At 75.3% G+C, this 15,843-nt stretch carries 15 protein-coding genes and 1 pseudogene; 3 read left to right on the forward strand and 13 right to left on the reverse strand.

Annotated features, from left to right (window positions below; genetic code table 11):
- Positions 1-125: 125 nt before the first annotated feature.
- Positions 126-1,343 carry a S8 family peptidase gene (locus GA0070624_RS13725; protein ID WP_091341066.1) on the forward strand — a complete coding sequence of 406 codons (1,218 nt, stop codon included), beginning with the start codon at positions 126-128 and terminating at the stop codon, positions 1,341-1,343.
- A 146-nt stretch (positions 1,344-1,489) separates the two neighbouring features.
- On the opposite strand, the gene GA0070624_RS36390 is transcribed toward GA0070624_RS13725, so the two are convergent.
- A complete protein-coding gene (locus GA0070624_RS36390) occupies positions 1,490-2,206 on the reverse strand; it encodes a hypothetical protein (protein WP_141715008.1) in 717 nt (238 codons plus the stop codon).
- Positions 2,207-2,320: 114 nt separating this feature from the next.
- Positions 2,321-2,827, reverse strand: coding sequence for a DinB family protein (locus GA0070624_RS13735; RefSeq protein ID WP_091341070.1), 507 nt, complete (start codon positions 2,825-2,827; stop codon positions 2,321-2,323).
- 146 nt (positions 2,828-2,973) lie between these two features.
- Between GA0070624_RS13735 and GA0070624_RS13740 the strand changes: the two genes are divergently transcribed.
- A complete protein-coding gene (locus tag GA0070624_RS13740) occupies positions 2,974-3,876 on the forward strand; it encodes a DUF72 domain-containing protein (protein WP_091341072.1) in 903 nt (300 codons plus the stop codon).
- Positions 3,877-3,896: 20 nt separating this feature from the next.
- On the opposite strand, the gene GA0070624_RS13745 is transcribed toward GA0070624_RS13740, so the two are convergent.
- The 3 genes from GA0070624_RS13745 to GA0070624_RS13755 form a co-directional block, all read right to left on the reverse strand.
- Entirely contained in the window at positions 3,897-5,138 is a 1,242-nt protein-coding gene (locus tag GA0070624_RS13745; RefSeq protein WP_091341074.1) for a cytochrome P450, read from the reverse strand.
- A gap of 149 nt (positions 5,139-5,287) precedes the next feature.
- On the reverse strand, positions 5,288-5,680 hold the full coding sequence (locus GA0070624_RS13750) for a hypothetical protein (RefSeq protein WP_091341076.1): 393 nt from the start codon (positions 5,678-5,680) through the stop codon (positions 5,288-5,290).
- A 156-nt stretch (positions 5,681-5,836) separates the two neighbouring features.
- Positions 5,837-6,562, reverse strand: a complete 726-nt coding sequence (locus GA0070624_RS13755) for a hypothetical protein (protein ID WP_245718777.1) — start codon at positions 6,560-6,562, stop codon at positions 5,837-5,839.
- A gap of 206 nt (positions 6,563-6,768) precedes the next feature.
- Here GA0070624_RS13755 and GA0070624_RS34715 point away from each other — a divergent pair, with 206 nt between their 5' ends.
- Positions 6,769-6,939: a hypothetical protein gene (locus GA0070624_RS34715; RefSeq protein ID WP_176731688.1), complete on the forward strand. Its 171-nt coding sequence runs from the start codon at positions 6,769-6,771 to the stop codon at positions 6,937-6,939.
- Positions 6,940-6,987: 48 nt separating this feature from the next.
- On the opposite strand, the gene GA0070624_RS13760 is transcribed toward GA0070624_RS34715, so the two are convergent.
- The 8 genes and pseudogenes from GA0070624_RS13760 to GA0070624_RS13795 all read right to left on the reverse strand — a co-directional run bounded on the left by GA0070624_RS13760 (position 6,988) and on the right by GA0070624_RS13795 (position 15,818).
- Positions 6,988-7,851, reverse strand: a complete 864-nt coding sequence (locus tag GA0070624_RS13760; RefSeq protein ID WP_091341077.1) for an alpha/beta hydrolase family protein — start codon at positions 7,849-7,851, stop codon at positions 6,988-6,990.
- A gap of 22 nt (positions 7,852-7,873) precedes the next feature.
- The gene (locus tag GA0070624_RS13765; RefSeq protein WP_091341079.1) at positions 7,874-8,857 is read right to left on the reverse strand and encodes a glycosyltransferase family 9 protein; all 984 of its coding nucleotides are present in this window, start codon (positions 8,855-8,857) and stop codon (positions 7,874-7,876) included.
- Positions 8,854-9,549 (reverse strand): SDR family oxidoreductase, encoded by a 696-nt coding sequence (locus tag GA0070624_RS13770; RefSeq protein ID WP_425413504.1) that lies wholly within the window; start codon positions 9,547-9,549, stop codon positions 8,854-8,856. The genes GA0070624_RS13765 and GA0070624_RS13770 overlap by 4 nt, the downstream gene beginning before the upstream one ends.
- Entirely contained in the window at positions 9,546-10,943 is a 1,398-nt protein-coding gene (locus GA0070624_RS13775; protein WP_176732017.1) for a PfkB family carbohydrate kinase, read from the reverse strand. Before GA0070624_RS13775 ends, GA0070624_RS13770 begins: the two co-directional genes overlap by 4 nt.
- A 437-nt stretch (positions 10,944-11,380) precedes the next feature.
- Positions 11,381-11,950, reverse strand: a pseudogene (locus tag GA0070624_RS35720) (D-sedoheptulose-7-phosphate isomerase); the annotation flags it as partial.
- Positions 11,950-13,167, reverse strand: a complete 1,218-nt coding sequence (locus GA0070624_RS13785; RefSeq protein WP_091341086.1) for a glycosyltransferase — start codon at positions 13,165-13,167, stop codon at positions 11,950-11,952. The gene GA0070624_RS13785 and the pseudogene GA0070624_RS35720, both read right to left, overlap by 1 nt.
- Positions 13,152-14,138, reverse strand: coding sequence for a glycosyltransferase (locus GA0070624_RS13790; protein ID WP_091341088.1), 987 nt, complete (start codon positions 14,136-14,138; stop codon positions 13,152-13,154). Before GA0070624_RS13790 ends, GA0070624_RS13785 begins: the two co-directional genes overlap by 16 nt.
- A 39-nt stretch (positions 14,139-14,177) precedes the next feature.
- On the reverse strand, positions 14,178-15,818 hold the full coding sequence (locus GA0070624_RS13795) for an HAD-IIIA family hydrolase (protein ID WP_245719153.1): 1,641 nt from the start codon (positions 15,816-15,818) through the stop codon (positions 14,178-14,180).
- Between the last annotated feature and the right edge of the window lie 25 nt (positions 15,819-15,843).

Below are 15,843 nucleotides of genomic sequence, written 5' to 3' on the forward strand. Positions count from 1 at the left end.
CGGCTTTTCGGCCAAATTTATATATTTCCAATAACGAATGTCTGCACACCCTGGTCCGGGCTCCTCCGGTTGCGACAACCTCGGCGTGGGCCAACCGCCCCTACCGCACGTGGAGAGGAACCCCCATGCGCAAGACACTGGGCGTCGCGATGCTGACCGGCATCGTCGTCGCCGCCTCGGCGACCGGCGCCACCGCCGCCCCCCGAGCCGAGGCGGACAGCGGCTACATCGTCGTCCTCCGCGCCGACGCCAACTCGTCGTCGGTCGCGGCCGAGCAGGCCAGGGCCAACGGCGCCACCGTGGGCCACGTCTACGAGTACGCCCTGCGCGGCTACTCCGCCCGGATGAGCGCCACCGCCGCCGCCCGGATCGCCCGGGACCCGCGGGTGCTCTTCGTCCAGCCCGACGGGGTGGCGACGGCCGACGCCCAGACCACGCCGACCGGCATCAACCGGGCCGACGCCGAGCTGAGCCCGACCGCGAAGATCAACGGCGTCGACGAGCGGGTCGACGTCGACGTCGCGGTGATCGACACCGGCATCGACCTCACCCACCCCGACCTGAACGTCTACACCGCCGGCGCGAAGAACTGCTCCACCGGCAACAGCGCCAACGACGGCAACGGCCACGGCTCGCACGTGGCCGGCACCATCGGCGCGCTCGACAACGGCGTCGGCGTGGTCGGCATGGCCCCGGGGGCCCGGGTGTGGCCGGTACGGGTGCTCAACAACGCCGGCAGCGGCTCGTTCTCGGACATCATCTGCGGCATCGACTACGTGACCGCGCACGCCGGCGAGATCGAGGTCGCGAACATGAGCCTCGGTGGCTCCGGCTCCGACAGCGCCTGCGGCAGCAACAAGGACGCCATGCACGAGGCGATCTGCCGGTCGGTCGCCGCGGGTGTCACCTACGCGGTGGCGGCCGGGAACGAGACCGACAATGCCGCCAACCACGTGCCGGCCGCGTACGACGAGGTCATCACGGTCAGCGCGCTGGCCGACTTCAACGGGCAGCCCGGTGGCGGCGCGGCCCCCACCTGCCGCACCGACGTGGACGACACCATCGCCGACTTCTCCAACTTCGGTGCGGACGTGGACCTGATGGCCCCGGGCGTCTGCATCTACTCCACCTGGAAGGGCGGCGGCTACAACACCATCTCGGGCACCTCGATGGCCAGCCCGCACGTCGCAGGTGGGGCGGCGCTGTACAAGGCGACCCACCCGACGGCCACCCCGAGCGCCGTCAAGTCGGCCCTCCAGTCGGCGGGCACGACCAACTACAGCTGGCCCGCCGGTGACCCGGACGGGATCCAGGAGAAGCTGCTCAACGTCGCCACCTTCTGACCGTCGATCGTCGACCGTTCCGGCCCGCTCGGGTCGGAACGGTCGACTATCCCGCCACCCCTTCGGCGGCGGGCGGCGTCGTCGCGGGTGACCCCGCACGCAACGACGACCGCCGGCTCAGCGGGGTCCGGTCGGGCCCGGGCGGCTCACCGACGGACCGGCGGGTCGCTCGGTCGATGGGCCGGTGTGGACGGTGCGTTCCCCGGTCGGCCGGTGTCCCGCCCGGGTCGGGCGGTGGCGTCCGGGCCGCCCTGGTCGTCCCGACCCGCGAGCAGGCGGTCGCAGAAGCCGGGCACCTTCTCCCGCCCCCCGGCGGTCGAGACCAGTTCGGCGAAGCGTGCCGTCTCCAACGCCCGGCCTCGGGCTTCGCCCTCCTCGGCCCGGTACGCGGTGCAGAGCCCGACCAGGGCCGGGGTGGCGGGGGGTAGACCGGACTCTCCGGCGGCGGTGGGGGAGGCGTCGGGGCCGGTGGTCGGCGACGGTCGCCCGTTGGCGGTCGCGCTCGGCGACGTCGTGGCCCCGTCGGCGCCACCCAGCGGGCCGGGCAGGGTACCGGTGGCGGCGGCCAGCGCGACGCCACCGGTGGCGGCGGCGGCGAGCAGGGCCGCCAGGGCAACCTTCGCGCGGAGCAGCCCGGCGAGCACCCTCCGCTCGGGGCGGGATGTCGCCGCGGAGAGGGCGCCCGCCCGCGCCAGGCGGAACGCCTGCAGGGCGGCACCCTCGCCGGTGAGCTCGTGCGGGCGGGGAGCGGCGCGGACGGCGGTGAGGAGTTGGACGAGCGCCTCCGGACCGTCCTGCGGGTAGGCGACTGGACCGACGAGCAGTCGCTCGACGGTCTCCTGGTCCATGCGGTGTGCGTTCATCTCGTGTCCCTCAGCGCCGTCGGTGGCCGCGACGTCACATCGGGACGCTGGGTCTCCCTCGCCCGCGCGGGTGAGATCGATCACCCACCTGTCGGGACCATGGACTGAATGGCCTCAGCCCATGGTCTTCGCGCCGTCGATCGACTCGCGGAGGATGTCCGCGTGCCCGGCGTGCTGGGAGGTCTCGGCGATGAGGTGGAGCAGCACCCGGCGCACGGACCAGCTCGCCCCCGGCTCGAACCAGGGGGCGACCGGCAGCGGGTGCGCGGCGTCCAGGTCCAGGGTGGCGACCAGCTCGTCCGTCGCCCGGGCCACCCGGTCGAACTCATCGAGCAGGCCGGCCAGCGTCTCGCCCTCCCGCATCCGGAACTGGCCGTCCCAGTCGACCGGCTGGCTCTGCATGGCCTCGGCGCCGCCCACCGCGAACCGCATCCAGCCCTCCTCGGTCAGCGCCACGTGCTTGATCAGACCGCCGAGGCAGAGCTCGCTCACGGTGCTGCGGAACGCGGCCTGCTCGTCGGTCAGCCCGTCGACGGTCTGCCGGAGGAAGCCGCGGTGCCGGCGGAGTGTGGCGAGCAGATCTGCCCGCTCACCGGTGAGGACCTGCTGGGAAATACTCATGATGCCCGCCCTTCGGTGACGACTACGACCACGGTAGGACCGTCCACACACAGTTCCGGCCTCCACGGCGGAGATATCCCGCCGGGCGCCCCGCGCGGGCTGCCCACCGGTTGCCGATCCGCCCAAATGGCGGTGAACTGAATTACATGGGTGTAATCAAGGTCGGCACCTCGTCCTGGGCGGATCAGCTGCTGGTCCGCTCCGGCTGGTATCCCCGCCAGGTCAACACCCCGACCGGCCGGCTCGGTTACTACGCCGAGCGGTTCCGGCTGGTCGAGGTGGACACCTCCTACTACGCGATCCCGCTGCCGGAGACCGTCGAGGGCTGGGTCGCGGCGACACCGCCGGGTTTCACCTTCGACGTCAAGGCGTTCCGCCTCTTCACCGGGCACCACACCCCGGTGGCGGCGCTGCCCCGGGACCTGCGGCCGACCGGCGGCCCCGCCCGGATCCGCTGGCGGGACCTGCCCGTCGAGGCGTACGACGAGCTCTGGGACCGGTTCCGGGCGGCGCTGGCGCCGATCGCGGCGGCCGACCGGCTCGGCGCCGTGCTCCTCCAGTTCCCGCCGTGGCTGGCCTGCGGCGCGGCGGCGAAGCGGCGGATCGTCGAGCTGGCCCGGCGGTGTCGGCCCTGGCGGGTCGGCGTGGAGCTGCGGCACGCCTCCTGGTTCGCCGACGACGAGGTCGTGGACACCGTGACCTTCCTGCGCGAACACGACCTGACCTATGTCTGCGTCGACATGCCGCAGGGGCATGCCTCGTCGGTGCCGCCCATCCTGGTCGCCACCGCCGACCTCGCCGTGGTCCGGTTCCACGGGCACGGCACCGCCTGGGAGAGCGGCGACAAGCAGGACAAGTTCCGGTACGCCTACGGCGAGGAGGAGCTGCGCCGCTGGTCCGTGCTGCTGACCGAGCTGGCCGGGCAGAGCGCCGAGCTGCACGTGCTGATGAACAACTGCTGCGGCGATCAGGCCCAGCGCGACGCGACCCGGCTCGCCGGACTGCTCGGCGTCGACCCGAGCCGGGAGCGGGCCGCGGCCGGATCCTGACCCGCGCGTGGACGGCGTCGTCAGGTGCCGGGGGCGACCTCGATGATCACTCCGCTGGCCGGACGGGTCGGCATCCGGTGCAGCGGGATGTCGAGATCCTGCTCCGGCAGCCGATGATCCAGTCGGGCCAGCCGGACCGCGAGCGCCCGCAGCAACGCCACGGTGATCATCTCCCCCGGGCACCGGTGCCCGGTGCGCGGATCGCCGCCGCCCTGCGGCACCAGCTCGAACTCGCCGATCTCCCGGTCGACGAAGCGGTCCGGGTCGAAGCGGTAGGGATCCGGCCAGCTCCGCGGGTCGTGGTTCTGCCCGTACAGGTCCAGCAGCACGATCGCGCCGGCTGGGATCCGCTCACCGCCCCAACTCAGCTCGGTCACCGCGCGCCCGCCGACGAAGGGCGCGAAGGGGTAGAAGCGCCGAATCTCGTGCGCGTACGCCTCGGCGAACGCCGGGTCGGCCGCGGCCAGTCGCCGGCGGTGCGCCGGCCACCGGTGCAGCGCATGCCCGGCGAACGTGACGAACCAGGTCACCGCGACGGTCGGCCGGACGATGTTCAGCAACTCCACCGCGGCGGTACGCGGGTCGAGGAGGCCGCCATCGGCGTCCCGGTGCGCGGCGACGGCCTCGACCGCCGAGCCGGCCGGGACGCTTGCGTCGCCCCGGCGCACCCGCTGGACCAGGTCGTCCAGCCAGGCCTCGCGCCGGGCCCTGGCCCGCCGCGCCCGCCAGTGCCGGGGGCCGGCCGAGGCGAAACCGTCGACCAGGGCGACCAGGTCGGTGGCGACCTCGGGCACCTCCGGCTCGGCCAGCGGCACGCCGGTCCAGTCGCAGACCGCCCGGGTCAGCACCTCGGCCGTGGCGTCGAAGAGCACCACCGTCGGGCGGTCGGCCCAACCCCGGGCGGCCTCGTCCCAGGCGCGCTCGGCCCGGGCGACCAGGCCGTCGATGCCGCCGCCCATGAGCAGCCGCGTGAAGAGCGCCTTGCGTACCCGGTGGGCCTCGCCGTCGAGGCTGTGCACCCCGCCGTGGCCGAACAGGGTGCTCTGCACCGGGCCCGGGATCGCGTCCTGCCGGCGGATGTGCCACTCGTCGTAGAAGAACCGGGCCGCCTCCGGCCCGTGCAGCGCCACCGCACGCTGCCCGCCCAGGCGGGTGGTGAGCACGTCCGAGTCCGCCCGGCGCAGTCGGTTCGGCAGCCAGGCGTACCCCTGCAGCACCAGCCGCAGGGTGTCGTCGAGGTGGCGGTTCCGGACGCGGGCCATGGCCCCTTCCTGCCCGCGTCGCCGGCCGCCAAACGCGGAGGCCACGCGCTGCCCGCGCCGCGACCGGCCGGTGCGGAGGCACCGCTCTGCCGGGCCCCGGGGCCGCGACCGGCCGTTGATGAGGCCAACCGACCTGCCCGCTACGCCGGTCACCCGCGCCGACTGACCCGCTCCGGGCGCATGCCGGTCGCCTCCTCCAGCGCGTTGTCCGGCAGATCCTCGCCGACCTGCTCGTCCGGGAAGGACCGGCGAGCCGGCGCGGGATCGGGCGCCCCGCCCGGCCCCGCCTCCTGCATGCGCGTCGGTTCGACCGACCCGAAGCCGTGCCGCCCCGCCGGCCTCCGTTCCGCGACGGGGGCGCCGGCCCGGCGCTCGCCCCGCCGACCCTCGGGCACCGCGGTGTCCTCGCTTCCCTCGTCCATCGGCGAGTCCTGGTCCGCGCCCCACGGCGCGTCGGCATCGAACCCGTCAGTGGTGCCCCACGGCGCCGCCGACTCCGGCCCTCGCTCGCCGTCCCTGCCCCGTCCGCCCTTGCTGGTCATGGCCACCTCGCCTGGTCGGTTCGCCCCTGTGGGCGCTGATTGCCCGTCACCGCGCCGGTCATGCGCCGCCGACCGCGGCCCGTTGTCTCCGCCGCCCGACGCCGGAGAGGCCGGCGGCCACCTTCGGGTCGCCGGCCCGCTCGACGGGTGGGTGGGTCAGCCGGCCATCGCCATCCGCCGCTTGTTCGCGCCCTTCGCGCCCATCTTGCCGAGCTTCGGTGCGCCCTTCACGGTCATCTTGCCGAGCATCGGTGCGCCCTTCGCGCCCATCTTGCCGACCTTCGGTGCGCCCATCGCGGCCATCTTGCCGATCGCCATCGGCGCGGCCATCATGCCGCCGGCCCGGCCGAGTATTCCCCGGAACACCTGGCCCGGCTTCTGCTGCTCGCTCATGTACGCCGTCACCACCACCAGCGCGCCGGTCAACGCCGGGACCGCCCACTGCAACAGCTTCAGCTGCCGCTGGCAGGAGGCGACGTTCGACGGGGTCTGGTGGTTCGGCTCGGTGGTCCCATCGACCGGCGTGCCGCCCGCCTTCTCCAACCGCTTGCCGAGCAGCCGGCTGTAGCCGGTGACGGCGAGCGCGCCGAGGGTCAGCCCGGTCTTCATCGCGCTCATCTTCGCCACCCCCGACTGGGCGGCGACCCGGGGGCTCTCGGTGACCAGCTCGCCCACCGAGCCGGCGAGGTGCGCGCCGATCGCGGCGGCGTTCACGGGGGTCCACCGGGCCCAGCCCGCCGAAGCGACCGGTAACCGTTGGGTCGAATCGTCGACCCGTGCCGCGGCGCCGTTGACGCCGAGCGCTCCCATCAGCGAGCCGCCGAACCAGGCCGCCAGGCCCAGATCGTGCATCGAGCGTAGTGCGGTGTGCCGTTCGGACATCTGATCCCCCTCCGCCGTGTTCGGGCGCTGCCGCTTACCCGCCATCCGGGCGAGTACGCACCCGGGTTTCGGGGCGTCGGGCTGGCCGGCGCGCGCTGCGCGTCCGGTTCCGGGCGGCGCGTCCGGGTCGCGCCGTCGTCGGAAGGAGTCGACGGGGGCGGTGCGGGTAGGCCGAGGGCACGGACCACGAGTGGGAGGAGAGCCGGATGACGCAGGCCGACGAGAACCGCGAGAAGACCGCCAAGACGGACGCGTTGCTGATGCGCCCGGGCAACGACCCGCACCGGTATGCGGGGCAGGAGCCCCCGCCGCGGGAGCGGGGCGAGACGCGGGTCGAACGGGACGGTCAGATGGTCCCCGTGAAGCAGGAGGAGTGACCCAGGTCGGTCGGGCGGTGCCGGCCGCCGCCCGACCGACCGGTCCGGTCAGCGGCGAGGCAGCGTCGCGGCGAACGCGGCCACCCGGGCGGCCAGCGCGGTCGCGGCGCGGACCCAGGTGAAGTGGTCCAGCGGCGCGCCCGCCTCCGCCACCGTGTAACGGTGCCGGGTGACCGGCGCGGCGGTGAGCTTGCCGCAGAGGTGGTCCATGGTGCCGTGCGGCGTGTACTGGTCGTCGTCCACGCTGATCGCCAGCACCGGCGTGCGGACCGAGCGCACGGCGGCCTCGGCGTCCACCCCGTCGAGCATGGGGAACCGGCCGGTCCGCGCGGTGTAAGCCCAGTCCCGGATCACCCCGCGCGCCTGCCGGCCGCCGAAGCCCCACCCCGGCCAGACCCCGAGCAGCCGGGCGGTGGCCGCGATGCCCTGGGTGTACGGCAGCACCCCGTACCGGCGTGGGCCGGGGTAGGCGCGCCAGAACGGCACGCCGACGGCGACGAGGGCCAGTCCGTCCACCGCGTCCCGATCGTGCAGGCCCTGGTGCAGCAGCGCGACCTGCCCGCCGAGGGAGTGCCCGAGCAGCAGCCGGGTGCGCCCGTCCAGCCGGGGCTTGAGCGCCTCGAGCACGGTGCCGACGTCGCCGGCGAGCTCGGCGTAACCGTACCGGCAGGAGCGGGCGGGGACGGGGGTGCTCTCGCCGGTGCCGCGCAGGTCGGCCACGGCGACGCCGAGGCCGGCGGCGCGCAGCGCGGCGGCGAACGGCCGGTAGTACCGGGCCCGGACCCCCATCGCCGGCCAGATAACCACCATCGGCGCGTCCGGCACGCCGTTCGGATCGGGGTACGTCTGCACCCCGATCCGGCCGCCGTCGATGTCGATGAACTCCTGGCTGTACTCCACGCTCCCGCTCACCGGCTCAGCCTAAGGCTGAAAGCTACCGGCGGGTAGCACGGGTGTTAACAGGGGCCCCGGCTTTAGCGGAGGCGTCAAGGGGCCGTTCCGTCCCGCTCAGGCTGCGGTCGACGGCGGCGAGCACCGTCGGCACGTCCAGCGCCGCGAGCGCCGGATGCGGCACGGCGTCGGCCGGTCGCTGTGGCCCTACCCAGAGCGCCTGGTGCCACGGCCGGTCCGGCGGCGGCCCCCACCGCGTCGGGGCGACCGGCCCGAAGAGCAGCACGGACGGGACGGCGTAGGCGGTGGCGAGGTGCCCGATGCCGGTGTCGCCGCTGATCACCAGGCGGGCGTGGGCGACCAGCTCGGCAAGCTCGCCGAGGTCGGTCTTCCCGGCCAGCACCGCGGCGGCGGGCAGCTCGGCCCGGCGCGCCACCTCCTCGGCGATGCCCCGCTCCCCGGGGGCGCCGGTCACCACCACCCGGTGCCCCCGCCCGGCCAGCTCCCGGGCCACCGCCGCGAAGCGGGCCGGCGGCCAGCGCCGCTGCGCGGCCTTCGCTCCCGGGTGGACGATGCTCACCCCGGCCGGCACCCGGCCCGGCTCGGGGCGGCGTAGCGCCAGGTCGGTCCGGTCGGCGGGAATGCCGTACCAGGCCAGCAGTCGGCACCACCGGTCGATCTCGTGCTCCTCGGCCCGCCAGTCCGGGCCGTCGAGGTGCCCGGCCTCGGCGTTGGCGAAGGCGAGCAGCCGGCGCGGGCGGGCGGCGGCCAGCATCCGGTGCGACCGCGGGCCCCGCCCGTGCAGGTTGACCGCCAGCTCCGGCGGCGGTCCCGTCCACTCCAGGTGGCCCAGCCCGTCCGCCTCGACCAGCCGGTCGATCCCGCCGACCAGCTCGACCAGCGGGGTCAACCAGCGCGGCGCGACCAGCGCCAGCTCCCGATCGGGGTACGCGGAGCGCAGCGCCCGCAGCGCCGGCACCCCGGTGACGAGGTCGCCGACGCCGAGCGCGCGGAGGACGAGGATCACGGGTACGACGACTCCTGCTCGGCACAGACCACCAGCTCCCGTACCGCGCAGCCGGCGGGCTGGGAGAGGGCGAACATGATCGCGGCGGCGGTGTCGGCCGGGTCGTTGAGGATCGCGTCCGGGCCGGGCTGGTACTGCTCGTCCCGGTCGTCGAAGAACGCCGTCCGCATCCCGCCCGGGATCAGCAGCGTCACCCCGACCTTTCCGGCCAGCTCGGCCGCGAGGGCCCGGGTGAAGCCGACCACCCCGAACTTCGCCGCGCAGTAGGCGGTGGCGTCGCTGACCGCCTTGACGCCCAGCGTGGAGGCGACGGTGACCACCGTGCCGTGCGAGCGCTCCAGGTGCGGCACCGCGGCCCGGATCACCGCGGCGGTGCCGAGCAGGTTGATCGCCACGATCCGGTCCCAGGTCTTGCCGGGGACGTCGGCCAGCCTGCCCGGCACGTCCATGCCGGCCGCGGTGACCACGCCGTCCAGCCCGCCGGCCTGCTCGGCGAGTTGCCGGGTGGCCGCCTCGGCGGCGCGGGTGTCGGCCAGGTCGCACTCGACCCACGGCACCCCGTCGGGCGGCGGCTGCCGGTCCAGCACGTACGGCCGTCCGCCGGCCTTGGTCACCGCGGTCACCACCGCCGCGCCGAGGCCGCTCGACCCGCCGGTGACGAGGACGGCCGATCCGTTCATGTCCCTGCTCATATCGCTCCCTTGACGAGATGGAGGCCGCGCCGGCGCGCGGCGCTGATGGTGCCGGTGGTGGACCGGCCGGCCAGGTACGGGACGGTGACGACCCGCCCGCCCCAGCGGTGGATCAGCTCCGCCTCGGGAAGTTCGGGGCCGCCCGCTCCGGCGTAGTCGCCGCCCTTGACCCAGACGTCGGGGCGCAGCCGGGTCAGCACCCGGTGCGGGGTCGGCTCGTCGAAGACCACCACCGCGTCGACGCAGTCCAGCGCCGTGAGCAGCCGGGCCCGGTCGGCCTCCGGGTTGACCGGTCGCTCCGGCCCCTTCAGGCCGCGCACGCTCCGGTCGGAGTTGAGGCAGACCACCAGGCAGTCGCCGAGGCGGCGGGCCGCCTGGAGGGTGGCGACGTGCCCGGCGTGCAGGATGTCGAAGCAGCCGCCGGTGGCGACCACGGTGCCGCCGTCGGCGCGTACCTCGGCCACGAGACCCTCGGCGGTGCGCGCCGGCGCCAGGGCGGGCCGCCGCTTCCGCTCCCGGTGCAGGCCGGCCGCCCCGCCCGCCGCGACGTACGCGGACGCGGCCGCCACCGCCTCCCCCACCGCCTCGGCGACCGGCGCGCCGTCGCCGAGCGTCAGCGCGGCGGTGGCGGCGAACCGGTCGCCGGCACCGCAGGCGTCCTCGACGCGGTCCAGGGCGGACGGTGGCGGGACGACCAGCGGGGTGCCGCCGGAGTGGCAGAGCACCGCGCCGTCCGCGCCCATGGTCACCGCGACGGCGCCGACCCGCCAGCGTCGGCGCAGCTCGTGGCCGGCGCGGGTGGCGGTGGAGAGCGGCGAGCCGGCGCCCGCGTCCCCGGTGAGCTGCCGGAGCTCCGCGAGGTTCGGGGTGGTCAGCCGGGCCCCGGCCACGGCCCCCGGGCCGCGCGGATGCGGGTCCCAGACCACCGGGGCGGAGGAATCGGCCAGCGCCGCCCGCAGCGTCGGCTGCCGGACCAGCCCCCGGCCGTAGTCGCTGACCAGGATGGCCCGGGCACCCGCCAGCACCTCCAGCGCCGCCTGGGGCGGCTCGCCGGGTGGCTGCGGGTCGCCGCCGCGGTCCAGCCGGAGCAGCGTCTGCCCGCCGGACCGTAGCCGGATCTTCTCGGCGGTCGCGCCCGGCAGGTGCAGCGGGAAGAGCTGCACCCCGGCGGCGGTGAGCAGTTCGGCGAGCCGGGCCCCGCCGGCGTCGTCGGCGAGCGCGGTGACCAGCGCGACCTCGGTGCCCTGGGCGGCGGCGAGCAGGGCGGCCAGGCCGGCACCACCGGGCCGGTCGATGCCCGAGCGCTCGTCCAGCACCGGTACGGGCGCGTCCGGGCAGACGCGGCTCACCGTCCCGGTGACGTCCCGGTCCAGCAGCGCGTCGCCGACCACCACGAGCGGCCCGTTCACGATTCCACCCATCCGGTGCCGGTGGACCGCGGCCTGTCGCCGCTCGCCGGACGGCCGTCGCGCGCGTGCCGGTTGGGCGGGTCTCCGTTCGTGCCGTGCCCGCTTGCGCTGTGGCCATCATGGTCGTTGCGTCCGTGGCCGTTCAATGCGTGCCCGTCAACGCCGTGGCCGTTGTGCCCGTGCCCGGCCACGCCGTGGCCGTCCATGGCGTGCCCGTCGATCCCGGGTCCGTTCCAGCCGTGGCCGTTGCGTCCGGGCGTGGCCCGGGCCACGCCGATCCCGGCCAGCACCGGGCCCGTCCAGCCGGCGGACACCGGGCGGGTCCGCCGGTCGTCGTCGGCCTGCCCGTCGCTGCCCGCACCGGGCCACCGGGCGGTGCCGGTGGTCGTGGGCGCGGGCCCGGTCGTCGTGGGCAGTTGCCGGACCAGCGGCAGCGCCTGCTCGACGTACTCGCAGAGCAGATGCGTGGATACCAGGTGGAGTTCCTGCACGACCTGGCCGTCCGGCGACGGCACGGCCAGCACCTCCTCGCAGAGGTCGGCGAGGGGGTTGGGGGTGGGTCCGGTGAAGGCCCAGCAGCGCAGGCCGGTGTCGCGGCCGGCGTGGGCGGCGGTGAGGAGGTTGGTGCTGGTGCCGCTGGTGGACATGAGCAGGAGGATGTCGTCGGCTCGGCCGTGGGCGCGGACCTGGCGGGCGAAGACCTCGTGGTAGCCGTAGTCGTTGCCGATGGCGGTCAGGGCGGAGGTGTCGGCGTGCAGGGCGATGGCGGACAGCGGTTCGCGGTCGTCGCGGAGTTTGCCGACGAGTTCGGCGGTGAGGTGCTGGGCCTCGGCGGCGCTGCCGCCGTTGCCGGCCACCAGCAGCCGGCCGCCCCGCGCGAGGGTCCAGGCCAGCTCGGCGCCCCAGCCGGCGAGCCGTTCGGCCTCCCGCCGGTACGGCAGCAGCGCCGCCGCCAGGCCGGAGAGGTGGGCGTCCAGGGTGGAGACTCTCATCAGGCCACCGCCGGGGCCGGCCGGGCGGCCGTGGCGACCGCGGCGTAGACCGCGCCGAGCTGCTGAGCGCAGCGCTTCCACGAGTAGCGGCTGCGGATCCGGTCCAGCGCCGCCGTGGCGTACGCGAACCGGCGGAGCTTGTCGGCGAGCAGTCGGCGGATCGCCCTGCCCAGCGCCCGCGGGTCGCGCGGTGGCACCAGGTCGCCGGTCAGCCCGTCCACCACGGTGTCGGCGATGCCGCCCACGTTCGTGCCGATCACCGGCACGGCGCAGGCCATCGCCTCCAGCGGGGTGAGCCCGAACGGCTCGTACCAGGGCGCGGCGACCAGGACGTCGGCGGACCGGTACCAGCGGCTCATCTCCTCGCGCGGCACCCCGCCGATCAGCCTGACCCGGTCGGCCACCCCGCACGACTCGGCGAGGGCGCGCAACCGGCGGGCGAAGGCGTCGGCGGGTAGCAGGTCGGCCGGCGGGCCGCCGACCACCACGCATTCGGCGTCCGGCGCCGCCGGAAGCGCCCGGACGACCTCCAGGAAGCCCTTGCGTTCCACCAGCCGGCCCACGGTGAGGATGCGGGGCCGGGCCGGGTCGCGCGGGGCGGCCGGTCCGTCCGGGCGGAAGACCCCCTGGTTGACTCCGGAGGGAACCAGCGCCATCCGGGACCGTGGCACGCCCATCCGGACCAGTTCGCCGACCTCGTCCGCGCACTGCACGATGACCCGGTCGACGGCGCGGCCCAGCGCGCGTTCGTAGCCGGCCCGCCCTGGTGGGCTGGTGTCCCGGGCGCCCTGGTGGCGCCGCTTCACTGTGCCGAGCGCGTGGTACGTCAGCACCACGGGGACGCCGGTGCGGCGACCGGCGTGCACGGTGGCCAGCCCGCTCATCCAGAAGTGCGCGTGCGCCACCTCGGGCCGCCAGTCGCCGTGCCGCCACCGGTCCGCCAGCCACCGGCCGAACTCGCCCATGTACGCCAGCAGTTGGTCCTTCGGTACCCGGCAGGCCGGGCCGGCGGGCACGTGGCAGACCTGGTAACCGTCCGGGGTGGACACCGACTCGGGCAGGCTGGTGGAGTCGCGGCGGGTGTAGACGCGGACGTCGTGGCCCTCGCCGACCAGCGCGGCCGCGAGCTCCGCCACGTGGGTGTTCTGCCCGCCGGCGTCCTCCTCCCCGAGGACGGCGAGCGGGCTGGCGTGCTCCGAGATCATCGCGATGCGCATGTTTCCTCCTCCATCAGCCGGTCCCAGTCGGCGAGAAACCGGTCGAGCCCGAAGCGTTCCTTCGTCACCTCGCGTGCCCGCGCCCCCAGCCGGTGCGCCGCGTCGCGGTCCTCGGCCAACCAGCGGGCCGCCTGGACCAGCGTGTCCACCCGGGTGGAGAGCACCCCCGCGTCGGGTGGCACGGCGTCCACGGCCTCGGTGGTGGCGAGCGCCACCACCGGCATGCCGATAGTCATGGCCTCGATCAGGCTCAGCCCGAGCGAGGTCCACCGGCACAGGTGCAGGTACGCCCGTCGCCGGGCCACCTCCTCGTGCATCCGGTCCTGCGGCAGGTCGTCGTGGCCGGTGATCGGGTGGGCGAGGGAGACGCCGGTCCTCTCGAGGGCCTCCGGAAGTCCGGCCACGCCCATGCCGAAGATGTCCAGCGGGGCGATCTCGGCGAACCGGGGCAGCAGGTCGGTGCCGGTGACCCGCCACCGGCGCACCGGTTCGTTGGTGACCACGGCCAGCCGGTCGAGTTCCCCGGTCCACTCCACCCGGGGCGGCACGATGCCGTGCTCGATGACCTCGGTCCGGGTGCCGCCGTTGTCCCAGAACAGCTCGTTGAAGTGCGTGACGTGGGCGATCAGCAGGTCGTCGCGGTCGGCCATCGGGTGCCGGGTGTTCGGCACGTCCCCCTTGGGGGTGTTGTGTTCGACGTAGATCGCCGGCACGTCCCGGCCGGGGCGGCGGCCAAGCCACTGTGTGGCCAGCTCCAGCTCCTCCGGCCGTTGGAGGATCACCAGGTCCACCTCGGCGCGGCCCAGCTCCTGCGGGGTCACCTCGACGGCGCGCTCCGGCCACGGATAGGTCCGCGCCCGACCGAGCCCGTACGGGCCGCGGTCCGGCGTGACCGGCACCAGGTACCGGTGCTTCCCGTGCACGAACGACGTGGTCCAGGAGCCGTGCACGTGCCAGAGCAGAACCTTCATGCCTCTCCAATCGCGACTGGCCGGGGGCGGACAAGGGGCTCAGGAGGGTGGGGGTGGTGCGAGAACGCGAACGGCGGCGACCACCTCGGCCGGGTCGACGCCGGTCAGGCACGGGTGCCCCGCGACCGGGCAGCGCGCCGCCCGGGTGTCCCGGCAGGCCGCGCCGGAGTCGCCGAGCCGGACCGTCGGCACCCGGTACGGCCCCCACTGTCCGAACGGGACGGTCGGGGCGAAGAGGCTGACCACCGGGGTGCCGACGGCCGCGGCCAGGTGGGCGGGGCCGGTGTTGCCGACCACCAGGCAACGGGCGCCGGACAGCACCCGGGCGAGTCCCGCCAGGTCCGTCCGGCCGCCGAGGTCGGTCCCGCCGGCGGCGGCCACGCGGGCGGTCAGCTCCTGCTCGTCGGGGCCGCCGGTGACCACCACCCGGTGCCCGTCGGCAGCCAGCGCGGCGACGATCTCCGCGCAGCGCTCCGGCGGGCAGGCGCGCGCGGGCACCGACGAGCCGGGGTGCACGACGACGTAGTCGCCGGCCAATCCGGCGACCCCGGCCGCCGGCTCGGTGTCGGCGGGAACCTGCCCCCGATGCGGTCTGGTCGTGGCGGCCAGGCCGTCGCGCAGCCGTAGCCCCGGTTCGTCGCCGGCCGGCAGCGGGAAGCCGGCGGCGGCGGCCAGCGACAGCGCCCGTTCCGGTTCCGGTACGCCGGCCGGGACGCGGTGCCGGACGTCGAGCAGGGAACCCGGGTAGTCGTCGCTGATCGCGCTGATCCTGTGCACGCCGGCCATCCGCAGCAGCAGCGCCAGGGGCAGCGGCGACTGGTGGAACGAGGTGAAGATGACCGCCTCGTCGGCGCCGACCTCGGCGAGGCGGTCGGTGAGCCGGCGCATGTCGTGCGGGTCCACCGGGGCGGGTGTGCCGTCGATCCAGGGCAGCGGCCACTCGACGACCTCGTCGACGCCGGGCAGCAGGTCGGCGGCGGCCCGCCCACGCGGGCCGCAGAGCAGCACCACCCGTTGCGCGCCGGCCGCCACCGCCCGGATGCCGGGGCCGGTGACCAGCACGTCCCCGGCCGCGTCGCTGCGCGCCACCAGGACCGTCCCGGCCCGCCCGGTGCGGGGGACGACCGACTGGACCGCGCGCTCCCGGCGCAGGATCTCGTCAACCGCCGACGGCAGGTCCCGGGCCACGGTCGGCGCGGCGGCCACATCCTCGGGCCGGGTGACCGGGGTGGGCACCAGGATTCCGGTGGCGCCGGCGCCGAGCGCCGCGGTCATGTCCCGCCCGATGTCGCCGACCAGCACGCACCGTCGGGGCGTGGTGTCGAGCGCGCGGGCGGCGGCGTGCACCAGGCCCGGGGCCGGCTTGCGGCAGGCGCAGCCGTCGGTGTCGTCGTGCGGGCAGATCTGCCAGCTCTCGAAGGGACCGAGCAGCTCCTCGACCCGGTCGTGGACCGCCCGCATCTGCTCGGCCGTGAAGTAGCCCCGGGCCAGGCCGGACTGGTTGGTCACGACGGCGAGCCGCAGACCGGCGGCGCGCAGCCGGTCGAGGGCCGCCCGGGCGCCGGGCAGCGGACGCACCTTCTCCGGGTCACCGTTGTAGGGCACGTCCTCGATCAGCGTGCCGTCCCGGTCGAGCAGCACCGCGTCGAAGAGGGCATGACGGCTCGGCACGCGGTCCATGTCCGACCAGTTGCCCCGGGCAAGA

Source organism: Micromonospora rhizosphaerae, from assembly GCF_900091465.1.
GTDB classification, from domain to species: domain Bacteria; phylum Actinomycetota; class Actinomycetes; order Mycobacteriales; family Micromonosporaceae; genus Micromonospora; species Micromonospora rhizosphaerae.